The sequence below is a fragment of the Burkholderia sp. Bp8994 genome (assembly GCF_003853805.1).
Taxonomy (GTDB): Bacteria; Pseudomonadota; Gammaproteobacteria; order Burkholderiales; family Burkholderiaceae; genus Burkholderia.
Genome location: NZ_QTQH01000037.1, coordinates 1 through 12,775, shown reverse-complemented (window position 1 = coordinate 12,775; position 12,775 = coordinate 1). Strand labels below are relative to the sequence as shown.

Here is a 12,775-nt window from a genome sequence, read left to right as displayed (position 1 = left end):
TGCAAGCGGGTTCTGTGTGACGAAGCAGTCTGCGTAAATGTATCCGGCCTCTCGCGAGTCAGCCGCTTTTGGCGGCAAGGCCATGATGGGATATGCGCGCTCGGTTCCCAATAAATGGACTGACCTCAAGGACCGCTTTTTTGTCCCGGGTTTACCGAACGCCGTAGCACAGTTTCGTCATCAGGTATCAGCCTGCAAACTTGGAAGGGTGTTCATTGCCTCCTACTGCTGTTTCGGTTGCCTAAGATAGAACGCGCCTTGTCGGGTCAGTACGGCCCACGCAATTCTTGCGAGCTTGTTGGCCAAAGCGACGATGACTTTGTTGCGATGTATGCCCCGTGCTTCCATTCGGCCTATCCAGGCACCGAGATGATCTTTTGTTCGATCGAGATGCAGCACACAGGAACGAGCGCCGTGCACAAGCAGCTTGCGCAAATAGGGATTGCCGCGCTTACTGATTCCGAGCAAGCACTGTTTGCCACCCGTCGAGAATTCCTTCGGCACAAGCCCAAGCCAGGCCGCCAGATGCCGACCGGATTTGAATTGAGTGCCTGTTCCGGCGAAAGCAGTAATGGCCGTCGCTGTGAGTTGGCCGATACCCGGGACTGATGTCAGTCGCGTGGCAGCATCGTCGGCGCTGGCAATAGATTCGATTTGCTGCCGAAGTTGCAGCAGACGTGCCTCGATGGAACGATATTCCTGCCATAGCTCCTCGAGCAGGCGGCGCATCGACGGAGTCAGTCCGTTTTGGTCATCTGAGAGAATCGACGGCATGTCACGGACGAAGTATGCGGCGCCGACACTGATGGTGAGACCGTATTCGAGTAGAAAAGCACGGGCCTGATTGATGACGGACATCTTGTTGGAGACGAGTCGTTGCCGGACACGGTGTAGCGCTTGTAAATCGAGCTGGGCCTCTGTCTTCGGCTGTGCGAAGCGCATGGTGGGACGGGAAATCGCTTCGGCAATCGCCTCTGCGTCGATCATGTCCGTCTTGTTGGACTTGACGAACGGTTTGACGAACTGCGCGGGGACTATCCGGACCTCGTGACCTGAGAGGACGGCCTTACGAGCAAGCCAGTTACTGCCGGGGCAGGCCTCCATCCCGACAACTGTTGGTGACGCACGGGCGAGAAATTCGATGAGGCGTTCGCGAGTGAAGCGGCTTCTGAACACCGGCTTGCCAGCGAAATCGAGTCCGACGACGTGAAACGCTGATTTGCCGATGTCGATGCCCATGCGAACCACGACAGGTTTGACAGGCTGACTCATGACACACCTCCTCGGAAGCTGTACGTGTCACCGCCGATTATGCGACTGCGGGAGGGGCGGACCATCCTATTAGTGGTGAGCGCGCCCGCCCGACGCCAGCAGGTCACCTACGCGAAAGCACGGGGCCTGTCGGAGCGACGTGCGTGCGCGCTGATGTCGGTCGCCCGATCGGCGCTGCATTACGAATCGACGCTGGCCGTGCGGGACGCGCCGGTGCTGGCAGCGATGAGCATTCTGTCGGCGCAATATCCGCGTTATGGTTACCGCCGCATCCAGATCTTTCTGGAGCGGCAAGGTCACCCGATGAGCGCCGACCGGGCTTGGCGGCTGTGGCGTCTTGCCGGGTTGCAGGTGCCGCGCAAGCGACCCCGTCGACGCGTGTCGGTCCATCGCCCTCGGCCGCAGCCGGCGACGGCGGCACGACACGTTTGGGCGTACGACTTCGTATTCGACGCGTGCGCCAACGGCCATTCACGCGCGTACTCGTCGATCACCGCTAGTCACTTCAACTGCTGGTTCGCCGTTCTGCGCGACGGTACGATTTCACTCAAATCGGGCCCATCACTCATCGAAACAATCTGGCCCCGCACGGCCGATCGCCCCTCGACGAAAAAGGGGCGGAGCCTGCCAGGGCCTTCGTCCAAGTCAATACGGTATCGGTGGCAACGAGCAACCCTTCGGCGGGCCGTCCCCGACTCGGGGCGCGACGGTATCTCTTGTCGCACACATGAAAGCACGGTGATACGTCACCATATGGCCCTTCCATGTTGAGAATGTATAGTCGTTATCCCATCGCATTTCGTAACGATAAGGTCCACAACCCCACTGGGTACACGTCGGATTCTGCCTTTTTCCCGTCGCCCTCCAAACACCTCTATAATCCGCCGCTGGAATGTACTTATCGAGCGCGATTATCATCGCATACGCCGTAGATCCGGATGGCACATAGATTGTTTGCCCAATGGTGAAACTCTGCTCTTGCGTCACGGCCTGACTATAGGAGGCACTTAGGCCGCCGCCTTGGCTTTTGAAGGTCGGGGATAAATCGATACCGATCGTCCACTGCCTCGTGATCGACGTGCTACGGCCTTCTGTCTTGTTCGCTGTGCATCCACTATTCGACGGCGTACTGCAACTGAGCGTAAATTCGGGATAATATTTTTGGACCCTCCACACCCAATACGTTCCTTGGGCACCTTGATTGGAATAGTACGAAATATACGAATTATTTCGATCAGCGGAAATCGTTGGATCCGTCACCCACTTCGTTGTTCCGGTAGCGAGAGCGTGACTATTTTGGGAAAGCAAGCCCAGGCAAGCCGCGAGCAATGTTGCCAGAACGGCATATCGAGAGGATTCAATTTTCATTCGATTCACCCCGCAATCATTGCGTTTTTTGTTTAATCAACGAATCGCTTCCACGTCGCCCGAGTTTGGGCAAGAGCGTGGCCAACTCATCTCGCTCTGCGGCATCAAATGCGAGTACGCCTACCCCCTCATCCGGCGCCCCCTTATACAGCAACGCAACCGCTGCTTTGCGCCCGACATGGGCCAGTTCGATACTAAGGTCGAGAACGCGCTGTTGACTATCGGCACTCCCCGATGAATCGATGATTATCAGATAGCCTTCGTTCAGCGCACTGGATACTTTCTCTTTATAGCGACCGAAATCTTCATCTGCGTTCACAATCACCCCGTCAAATTGATTCTGAATTGCGGGATTCACCGAATCGCTGGACTGGATTGTTGCAGAACGGCCAAGTTCTTGCATTGCAATCCCCATGGATCCACTCGACAAGTTGACCCATGCAGATTTTCTTACGGAATAGTCCTTATCGATCGCGACGGAATTTTTCCCGGCGGTCGAAAGGGAGTTCGATTCGAACTGCTGCCCGGATGCAGACTGCTGCGTCAGCACACTGGCAGGAGAACCTACAGCTCCGTCATCCCCTCCACACGCACTGACCGCAAGCGACGAAATTCCCATGAACAACGCAATGCGCCACCTCATCCGACACCCCCAAATTCATTGAAAGTTTCTAAGTTTCAAATAACCACCCACAACAAAACAACCAATACATCAGCACACCGCATCATTACAGCGAATCGATATTTGCAAAAAGCCGCATCGAATACCGTGCAGCGGGTCCCATTCGGATAATTACCTCGGAAGCACCACCGGGCCGTGACACCACCCCACACGACCATAACTCATTCTTGACTCCAATTTACAACCCGCAGCCTAACCCGCCTCATTTTTACGAGGAAATTAAATATCTCGATAAGTGTTATTAATTATAATAATATGCCTCTCATGCACACCAGCTCAGCCATTCCACATACAATCACGATCGACTATTTGAATATGTGAAGATCAAAAACTCCCATTTTATTCATCAAATGCCAAACCGCCTTACTCCCAGCCACCACATGCGATTCGCGACAATTCCATGGATGGCGCTCCAAGCAAGACGGAAATCTTGATCCGTCGAGCAAAACTATTGTTCCGCGCCACCGAATGACAATCGTCAAGGAAATGAATTACCGTTTTTAATTCCGAGATTCAGCACATCCCGATAATGATTGACCTCGATCTATTGAACACCCTGCTGTGCGTCGTCGAAGAGCGGAACTTTACGAGAACCGCGGAGAGAATCCACAAGACGCAATCCACAGTAAGTCAACAAATATCGAGGCTCGAGAGATCACTTGGACACACGTTGCTCGTCCGTGATAGAAGTGGTAACAATGTTGTCGTCACGGAACAGGGTGAAATATTGGCGACCTACGCGCGTCGTCTTATTGAACTTGCCCAGGAAGCAAAAAATGCTCTTGCGGCCAACCGGGATTTGATTCAAATTCGAATTGGAATACCAGAAGATTTTCGGGTCGACCGGATTACGCAAGTTCTTTCCGGATTCGCCTGTATAAACCCGTCCATTCGACTTGAAATAGCAAGCGGCATGAGTATTGATCTGCATGCGAAGCTTGCTGCTGATCAGCTTCAACTCGCCTTGGTAAAACGGGAACCCGGAACGGGGGCGTGTGTGGCGTCTTGGCCAGAGTCCGTCGTCTGGGTGACAAACCGGCAGACTGTCACGCCGTACGACGTGTTGCCATTGGCAGTCTTTCCTCGAGGATGCATCTACAGGGCACGAGCGGTATATGCTCTCAAAAAAGCAGGAATACGATGGAGAGTTGGTTTCGAAAGTCCCAGCTTGACCGGAATTCAAGCCGCGGTATCTGCCGGCTTGGCCGTTGGCGTATTGCCAAGATCTGCCGTCTTGCCCTCCCATCGAATCCTGTCGTCCTCCGATAAGCTGCCCGATTTACCGGGGACCGAACTTGCCTTAATTGCAAAAGTGAATCCAGTCAGCTTTGAACAACGTCCTCTCGTAATTTTTCTTTGCAGTGAAATCGAAAAAATCCTAGACGATCAGGAAAATTAAAGGAATGATGGCGTAAGAGATCAGTCTATTCGCCGATGATCAACATCCTCTCGCGGCGATGAATCAGAGCGCCGGAGAATGATCTGAAACAGCCACGGTTTCGACACAAGGCATAAACGGACTCGTATCGGATCGCCGAATTTAACCGCGCAATTTCAGGTTGCTCAGGCACATGGCTTTCAGCACCCTTCGCCGTCACACCAGGAGCCAATGCCGCAAGCGCACACGCCGTTCTATTCTCGGTTGGCCATAAAACGGCTGTCGCCCAATACAGATGCAGCCCCGACTCCCAATTACTTGCCGCCGCCGATCGATATCCGCCATAACTCGTAGCGCTCGTGACCGTTTGGGACCAGACCTGCGACATGGTCACTCAGCGCGCTCGACGTGAAGACGAGATCGCCGGTCGGAAGCAGAGCCGGAGTGTCCGGCCAATGCACGCCATCGTCGGATGCGATCAACGACATCGATTTCGTGCCCGGTTCGTACTTCACGATGCCATTGTGCGTGACATCGGTAATGTAGAGCACACCGTGCGAATCCGTCACGATTCCGTCCGTGTTGCCACCGACAGCACCAAGATCACGAATCTCCGTGGCGATCTGCTCATCTGTTGCACCGTGCAGCCTAAGAACGGCGGTCGGAACCGAACGTGCGCGTGTTCCTGTCGTCACGGTCCAATACAGCGTCGCACCGTCCGGCGACAGCGCGATACCATTGATACCTATCAGCAGCGGCTTTTCCGGCCATACTTCAACGCCATGGGAGACGACCTTTACCCCCGCTTCGACCTGCAAATACGGATGCCCGTCCAGCACACGTCGCGCCGTGCCTGACGCAAAATCGGCGACGATCAGTCCGACCTTGTTATGCGGTGAACTGCGCGAGCCACTGTCGGAAACATACGCGATGCGCCTGTGTTCGTCGACGACGATGTCGTTGAGGAAGCTGCCGACACGATCGGCCACACCGTCGAGGGCGATGCGCTTCACGATTCGTCCGGATTTCAGATCGAACACCACGATTTTCTGGGCTCCAGCAGGTGCCTCCGATTCGCCGGCAACGAACCCCATGTCAAGTGCCCAGAGCCAGTCGTTTTTCCGATCGACGTAGAAGCCCAGCACGTTGCGCAAATGCTCGCTCGGAGCAGTTGCTGTGGAATTGCCTTCCATTGACGGAAATGGCGTCAGTCGCGCCGGGCCGGTAGTTGCCCGAGTATCCAGCCTGCTCAGCGTCGCCGGTGTCGACGCGGCGACAAACCGCGGGGTACTCACATATGCGGTACCGCGTGCGTCGAAATGAAGCCCGGCAATCGGCGCATTGACCGAGCCAGCGAACGGCGCGGGATCCCCACCGTCTTTCGGAATCTCCCAACTTACTCCGGCGTAGCTCCGCCAGCGTTCGAGCCGGGTATCGGCCACCGCAGTCGCTGCGGTCGCGCAACTGATGAAGGCAATTGCGAAAGCAAATGACGTAACTCGACTCAATCGCTCGAACATGATGAAGGATGGTGAATTCGTTAGATGTGGTTATGCGACTTGATGCAGATGCAGCAATTTGAAGTTTTCGATCCATTGACCGGCGGTCGCGCGGAATGCGTCCATCAGCGGGCTGCGCATGTGGTACTCCCACGACGCGCGGTCCGCCCATTGCTCAAAAAAGACGACCATCCCCGGCTGATCCAGCGATTCATGCAGTTCGTAACTGAGGCAGCCGGGCTGGTGGCGCGCCATCTCGACGAGTTCCTGCTGGGCTTGAACCAGCGCCGCTTCGCAACCGTGCTTCGCCTCTACGAGTGCGACAATGACGTGGGCTGACATATCGAGGCACCTGTTCACAGAATCGACCGAAAAGTGCCGCCTTCGACGCGCACCGCAGCACCGTTGGATGCGGCACCCAAAGGACTGACCAGCAACGCCACTATGGCGGCAATCTCGTCGGCCTCGATCATGCGGGTGATCAGTGAGCTCGGACGATACGTGTCGAAGAAGTGGGATTCGATTTCCGCATCGGTCATATCGGGCCGTGGCGCGGTCTGCCGCAAATACGCGACGATGCCTTTGGAGCGCGTAGCGGACGGCAGTACGCTGTTGACGGTCACACCCGTACCCTTCGTCAGTTCGGCCATTCCGCGCGAGACGGCGAGCTGGGCCGATTTGCTGACACCGTAGTGCACCATGTCCGGCGGCGTGAACGCCCCGACTTCGCTGGACATGAAGATGACACGCCCCCAGTTCTTCGCAAGCATGCGAGGAAAGTAATGACGTGACAGCCGTACGCCCGACATAACGTTGACATCGATCATTCGCAGCCATTCGTCATCAGTGATCTCGGCGAAGGCCCTGGATTCGTAGTAGCCAAGGTTATTCACGAGAATATCCGTATCCGGCTGCGCTTCGATCAGTTCCGCGACACCTCGCTTGCCGCTCACATCGGCGACGATTCCGCGCACGCTGCCGCGATGCGCGGTAGCGGATATCTCGGCGACGGCGGTGTCGAGTTTGTCACGCTGACGCCCGGTGATCGTGACCGACACACCTTCGCCGGCCAACGTTCGTGCAATGGCCATACCGATGCCAGCGGTGGCGCCGGTGACGATGGCAGTTTTACCTTCAAGTTGCAGATCCACCGTTTGCTTCTCCCTTGCTCGTCGAAGGACCGGCTACGCCGGTCCATTGCGTGGCATTACTTCAGCCGCTTCAGCATCTCGCCCGCGACGTCGAGTGCGGAGGCCGGATTCTGACCGGTGATCAATTCGCGGTCGGTCACCATGTGCGCGGTAAATGGCACCTCGTTGCTGCTATAGATGCCGCCGGCCTGCTGCAGCGCGGTCTGCGGATAGAACTTCATCACTCCGCCGCCAAGCAGTCCTTTTGCCTGCTCCTCTTCCGCGTTGCTGATCACCGTCATGCGGTAACCGGAATAGATCCATTTCGGGTAGCTGCCGCTCGCGTTCCCCGAGGCGAGCTTTCGTGCAAAGCCCTGTGCATCGGGCAGGGTCGACAGCAACGCAATCGGACCATGACAAACGAGCGCCGTGGTCTTGCCGCGCGCGTGAAAATCGGCCAGCAGTCGGCCCACCGCGGGGCTGGTCAGAAGATCCTGCATCGGCGCGTGGCCGCCGGGAACATAGACGGCATCGAAGTGCCCGTAACCGATCTGCTCCACCCGCGACAGACTGATCACGGGAGAGTGCGAGCGCGACGTGATTTGCAGCTTGTCGAGCAAAGCCTGGTAACCGCGCATCGCCTTTTCGTCGCCGTTGAAGTACATCTTGTCGGCAGACGTCGCATCCATCGCGGGCGCGTTGCCCTCGGGCGTGGCGAAGGTCACCTGGTGGCCGGCATCAAGCAAGGCCTTCACGGGCTGCATCAGTTCGTTCAGGTAGAAGCCCGTCGCGAAGACCTTGCCGTCCTTCAGATCGAGGTGATCGGAATCCGACAACACCACGAGCACGTTGGCCGCGTGAGCGCTGTACGCTGCAATGCCGAGCATGGCGGCAACGGCGAGCTTGCGCATCGAATGCATAGCGTTCTCCATGGGGAATTTCAGGCCTGCCCTGAGTGATTCAGCAACAGATAACGGATCGCCGCGCCAACGCCGGAAGCCGACTGCGGGTTCTGGCCGGTCACGAGACGTCCGTCGACGACGACCTTCGCCGTCCAATTCGGTACGGGATGGTGATGCGCGCCGCGCTGTGTCAACGTGCTCGCGAGCAGGAAAGGCACGACGCGATCGAGCTGAACCGCGCGCTCCTCTTCATCCGTGAATGCGCTGAGGTTCTTGCCGGCGACCAGGTACGTTCCGTCGCCGAGGGTCACATCCACCAGCGCGGCGGGGCCATGACATACCGCACCGACCACACCACCTGCCTCATAGACCGCGCGAGTCACCTTTTGCACGTCGGGATTGCCCGGAAAATCCCACATCGCACCGTGGCCGCCTGCAAAGAAGACAGCCGCATATTTCGACGCGTCGACATCGCCCAGTCTCTGCGTGTGGCGCAGCGCGTCGCGGAAAGCACTGTCGTTCCAATAGCGCACGTTGACTTCGTCCGTCAGGTCAAGCCCGTCGACGGGCGGCTCGCCGCCCAGAATCGACGCGAATTCGACCGGGATGCCGGCCGCGTCGAGCTCGGCAAGCGGATGCGTCACTTCGCCGAGATAAAACCCGGTCGGCTCGCCGGTCGAGCCTTTCGTCGCGTGGCTCGTGAGTACGAACAGCACGGACAAGTCCTGCCGGTCGCGATGTTCACTATTCATGGTTCGCTCCTCGATTTCAGTGGGTGACCCGACGACGGATCACAATGCGCCCACTTTATTTGACTCAATGGAGGAGATAAACTGAGTCAGAAGTAAATCTTCTGTTCTCCGGAGGACAAGATGGGGCGAAGATTCGACCATCTCGGTGATGTGGAAGCGTTTGTCACGGTAATTGAAAAAGGCTCGATGACCGCCGGCGCGGTGGCCTTAGGCAGCACACCTTCGGTTCTGAGCCGAGCTATCACGCGCCTGGAGACTCGGCTGGGTGTGCAATTGCTGCGTCGTTCGACCCGACGGTTGAGCCTGACGGAGCAAGGCAGGCTCTATCTGGAACAATCGCGCGCAGCGTTCTTGTTGATCGACGATGCCGAGCGCGCCATTCAGGGGCAGGACGGCGCGCTGACAGGTCATGTCCGGCTCAGCGTACCGACGACGTACGGACACTATCGTCTGCCACCGCTGCTTCGGCAGTTCACGCAGCAACACCCGCAGGTTCGCGTGGAGTTGAATATCGCGAACCGGAACGTCGATCTGGTGGCCGAAGGTTTCGATCTGGCGATCCGGCTAGGCGCATTGCCCGACAGTGGACTGGTCGCGCGCAAGCTCGAAGATGCAGCGTTATGCCTGGTAGCGTCGCCCGATTACATCGCCAATGCTGGCATTCCGGAAAACGTGGCCGATCTGGAGCGCCACCTTTGCTTGCCTTTCATGCTGCCCAGCAGCGGCCGTATCGCACCGTGGGTGTTCCAGGACGGCGGTCAGGACATCGACTGGCTGCCGCCTTCGAACGTCGCGGTCTCCGACGATGTGCTGGGTGTCGTTTCAATGGCGCAGAGCGGCGCCGGCATCTGCCAGACCTATGATTTTATTGTTCGGGACCGGATTCAGGCCGGAACTCTCGTCGAACTGCTGCCCCACCTCCGTGGCCGCACACGGCCGTTTTCTGTGATTTATGCGCCTCATCGTCGCTTGTCTGCGGCATCACGGGCCCTGATCGACATGCTTGTCGCGTCTACCCCCGATTCATCCAAATGAAAGCAGAATGATGGTTGATGGACTCTCAGCGCTCAGCACGGGTTCGGGAAATTCGAACGGCTCACTGATTGCCACGATTGAACGGCACTAGTGAATGCAAGTGGCGTAGCGGCTTCATGCAACGATTCGAAGCACGTTGAAATCAGCCTGAAGCCGGCATGTCTTAAGGCTTTTCGTATTCGGGCGGTTACGCGCGTTTGATTTGCTTGATCAAAAAATCGACCATATCTCGCTGTGCGTTGTCAAGAATATCGCCGGTGCCGACTAGCGCAAGCTCTGACGGTGGCAATGGAGGCAAATCGGTGCAGACTCGATGCTCCGGCAAGATCGCAGACTTCGGTAGCACCGAGATAGCCAGACCTGCGGCGACCGCTGCCTGAATCGCAGTAAGGCTTTGGCTGCCAAACGCTATGCGCCAGGCACGCTGCGCCTTGTCGAGACTGCGGATCGCCCGCTGACGGTAAATACATCCGTGGGGAAAAAGCGCAAGCGCGATCGGCTCATCCGAATCCGGCTTCGGGGGATCAGCATCCCGCCCCCGCACCCAAGCAAGCGACTCTGGCCAAGCCGCGAAGCAGTCGCCTCTGCCGGGTTCCCGCTTGACGAGTGCGAGGTCTATTTCCCTCGCGGCAAGCTTGCCTTGCAAATCCGCGCTCATACCCGCCGACGTTTCAAGCCTCACATCCGGTCGGACCTTCAGAAAACCCGAGAGTATTGTCGACATGCGCCGCGCATCGAAGTCCTCCGGGACCCCGATTCGAACCGGCGAAAGCTTGACGTCGCGCTGGAGCACCTCGCGGGCTTCCTGCGACAACGCCAGCAGCCTCCGCGCGTACTGCGCGAGCAAGACACCGTGTTCGGTGGCAACGACATGATTCCCCGAACGGTCCCTGAGCAGCAGCGGGCGACCTACCGACTCTTCCAGCTTTCGCACCTGCTGGCTAACAGTCGACTGCGTGCGATGAACACGTTCGCCTGCACGAGTGAAGCTGCCTTCATCAACGACGCAAATCAGCGTCTTCAGTAGCTCGAGATCAAACATGGTCAGTCATTTGAAATTTAAATATCAATGATTTTATTATCTAATTTCTAAATATGAGACCTTCTGCCTATGATGCGAATGTCTTCTAGCCAAACAGGAACAATGATGTCACTGAAAGATACGAGTCGGCCACAATGGCTGACATTCGACTGCTACGGCACGCTCATTCAATGGGACGAAGGTTTGCTGGCAGCGGTACGCGAGATTCTTGGAAAACGGCAGGCAACGGAGGTCGACGCATCCAGATTCATCGAGGTTTACGACCGGTATGAACATGAGCTCGAGCAGCAATCGCCCCACCGCACCTTCCGTCAGGTTTCCGGTCAGGGCCTTCGACTTGCGCTGGAGGAATTCGGGCTTGCCGGGAGCGAAAGCGACGCCGCAGTGCTGACTTCGAGGATTGCGGCGATGCCACCGTTTCCCGAGGTCGTCGGCACGCTAGGGAAGTTGAAAGCAATGGGATACCGTCTGTGTATTGTCTCGAATACGGACGACGACATTATTGCAGGCAACGTCGCACAACTTGGCGGCTATATCGACAGGGTCATTACTGCACAACAGGCCGGGGCCTACAAACCAGCACGTCGGCTGTTTGATTACGCGCACGAACAGCTTGATGTATCGAAGGACGACGTTGTTCACATTTGCGCCAGCCCGCATCTGGACCACGCAGCGGCGCGAGACATCGGATTTCGTTGCGTGTGGATTGATCGAGGCACGGGTCGAAAATTGCTGCCGGACTACACTCCAGACGCGACGTTACAGACGCTGCACGAAGTACCGGAACTCTTTGCTACGCTCAACTGGTAGTCCATTGTCCCGTTACCCCGATCACGGCTTGCCCAAGTGCATGCAATATTGCCGGAAGAAGCGACGCGTTCCGATCGGGGTACATCACACACGCTTCTCATCATCGACATACTGATCGCGGTCCGGCACATAAACCCTGATCCCAGAACGACACGTAACGATTTGCATCCGGTGACCCGAAACGTCGACGCTGAATCCCGACGCAAATCAGGATGACTCTCGCTCCAGGACTGCCCCGCTCCACCACCCATCTTGCTCCGCTTCCGACACCGGCAAGAACCCGTTGGTTTCCCAAGATCACTTGTCGGACCGGCCGCTGAAAAACTTGATCGGCATGGTGCCGGTCTACTTGGTAAGGCGACTGAGACTTCTCTCTTTGAGCCGTTGAAGGGCGCTCAGGTCGGATCCTCTTGCTCCCGATGCCAAAGGTCGTGGATGCTTTGCATGCAACGCGCTCCAACTTCCAACGACGGCCTCAAGCTCAGTTCGCTCCAGCACAAACGCATTCTGCCAGCTCATGTGGCTGGATCATCTACATGATTGGTCCGGTACTGGCCTCGACACATCCGATCGCAATCAGTCGGTTCGGTCGATGCGAATGTCCGGACTTTCAGGACACGAAGGCGTGAGAGTCAAGTCATGTGATATCACTCCCTGCATTGCTCGTTTCGACCAGCATCGTCGGCATGCCGCACTTGTTCACGAGGTTACTCACCCAGATACGCAGCCCGCACCTTCGGATCGTCGAGCATCTGCTTCGCGTCGCCTTCCATCGTGACCGTGCCGGAATCCATCACGTAGCCACGGTCCGCCGCCTGCAGCGCGAGGCGCGCGTTCTGCTCGACCAGCAGCACCGTGATGCCCTCCTTCGAGATCTCGCGCACCACTTCGAAGATCTTCTCGAC

At 57.2% G+C, this 12,775-nt stretch carries 11 protein-coding genes and 2 pseudogenes; 4 read left to right on the top strand and 9 right to left on the bottom strand.

Translation table 11 applies throughout. The annotated features are described in order from the left end of the window. Positions 1 to 222: 222 nt before the first annotated feature. A complete protein-coding gene (locus tag DIE04_RS28960) occupies positions 223 to 1,272 on the bottom strand; it encodes an IS110 family transposase (protein WP_124524286.1) in 1,050 nt (349 codons plus the stop codon). A 72-nt stretch (positions 1,273 to 1,344) separates the two neighbouring features. Here DIE04_RS28960 and DIE04_RS28955 point away from each other — a divergent pair. Continuing rightward, positions 1,345 to 1,744, top strand: a pseudogene (locus tag DIE04_RS28955) (IS3 family transposase); the annotation flags it as partial. Positions 1,745 to 2,656: 912 nt separating this feature from the next. Here the strand turns inward: DIE04_RS28955 and DIE04_RS28950 are convergent. Next, positions 2,657 to 3,259, bottom strand: a complete 603-nt coding sequence (locus DIE04_RS28950) for a hypothetical protein (RefSeq protein ID WP_124469844.1) — start codon at positions 3,257 to 3,259, stop codon at positions 2,657 to 2,659. 592 nt (positions 3,260 to 3,851) lie between these two features. On the opposite strand from DIE04_RS28950, the gene DIE04_RS28945 reads away from it, so the two are divergent. Then, entirely contained in the window at positions 3,852 to 4,721 is an 870-nt protein-coding gene (locus DIE04_RS28945) for a LysR family transcriptional regulator (protein WP_119338660.1), read from the top strand. Between the two features lie 293 nt (positions 4,722 to 5,014). Here DIE04_RS28945 and DIE04_RS28940 read toward each other — a convergent pair whose 3' ends face one another. Genes DIE04_RS28940 through DIE04_RS28920 form a run of 5 tightly spaced genes read right to left on the bottom strand, consistent with a single transcriptional unit; the run spans position 5,015 to position 8,983 of the window. Next, a complete protein-coding gene (locus DIE04_RS28940) occupies positions 5,015 to 6,220 on the bottom strand; it encodes an L-dopachrome tautomerase-related protein (protein WP_124524285.1) in 1,206 nt (401 codons plus the stop codon). 30 nt (positions 6,221 to 6,250) lie between these two features. After that, entirely contained in the window at positions 6,251 to 6,541 is a 291-nt protein-coding gene (locus tag DIE04_RS28935; RefSeq protein ID WP_124524284.1) for a putative quinol monooxygenase, read from the bottom strand. 14 nt (positions 6,542 to 6,555) lie between these two features. After that, positions 6,556 to 7,350 (bottom strand): SDR family NAD(P)-dependent oxidoreductase, encoded by a 795-nt coding sequence (locus tag DIE04_RS28930; RefSeq protein WP_124524283.1) that lies wholly within the window; start codon positions 7,348 to 7,350, stop codon positions 6,556 to 6,558. A gap of 56 nt (positions 7,351 to 7,406) precedes the next feature. Continuing rightward, a complete protein-coding gene (locus DIE04_RS28925; RefSeq protein WP_260426326.1) occupies positions 7,407 to 8,261 on the bottom strand; it encodes a type 1 glutamine amidotransferase domain-containing protein in 855 nt (284 codons plus the stop codon). A gap of 8 nt (positions 8,262 to 8,269) precedes the next feature. Next, positions 8,270 to 8,983: a type 1 glutamine amidotransferase domain-containing protein gene (locus DIE04_RS28920; protein ID WP_124524282.1), complete on the bottom strand. Its 714-nt coding sequence runs from the start codon at positions 8,981 to 8,983 to the stop codon at positions 8,270 to 8,272. A gap of 120 nt (positions 8,984 to 9,103) precedes the next feature. On the opposite strand from DIE04_RS28920, the gene DIE04_RS28915 reads away from it, so the two are divergent. Further along, the gene (locus tag DIE04_RS28915; protein ID WP_124489509.1) at positions 9,104 to 10,018 is read left to right on the top strand and encodes a LysR family transcriptional regulator; all 915 of its coding nucleotides are present in this window, start codon (positions 9,104 to 9,106) and stop codon (positions 10,016 to 10,018) included. Positions 10,019 to 10,205: 187 nt separating this feature from the next. Here DIE04_RS28915 and DIE04_RS28910 read toward each other — a convergent pair whose 3' ends face one another. Beyond that, the gene (locus DIE04_RS28910; RefSeq protein WP_124573310.1) at positions 10,206 to 11,060 is read right to left on the bottom strand and encodes a LysR substrate-binding domain-containing protein; all 855 of its coding nucleotides are present in this window, start codon (positions 11,058 to 11,060) and stop codon (positions 10,206 to 10,208) included. Between the two features lie 105 nt (positions 11,061 to 11,165). Here DIE04_RS28910 and DIE04_RS28905 point away from each other — a divergent pair, with 105 nt between their 5' ends. Then, positions 11,166 to 11,870: a haloacid dehalogenase type II gene (locus DIE04_RS28905; protein WP_124524281.1), complete on the top strand. Its 705-nt coding sequence runs from the start codon at positions 11,166 to 11,168 to the stop codon at positions 11,868 to 11,870. 707 nt (positions 11,871 to 12,577) lie between these two features. On the opposite strand, the pseudogene DIE04_RS28900 reads toward DIE04_RS28905, so the two are convergent. After that, a pseudogene (locus DIE04_RS28900) lies at positions 12,578 to 12,775 on the bottom strand (ABC transporter ATP-binding protein); the annotation flags it as partial.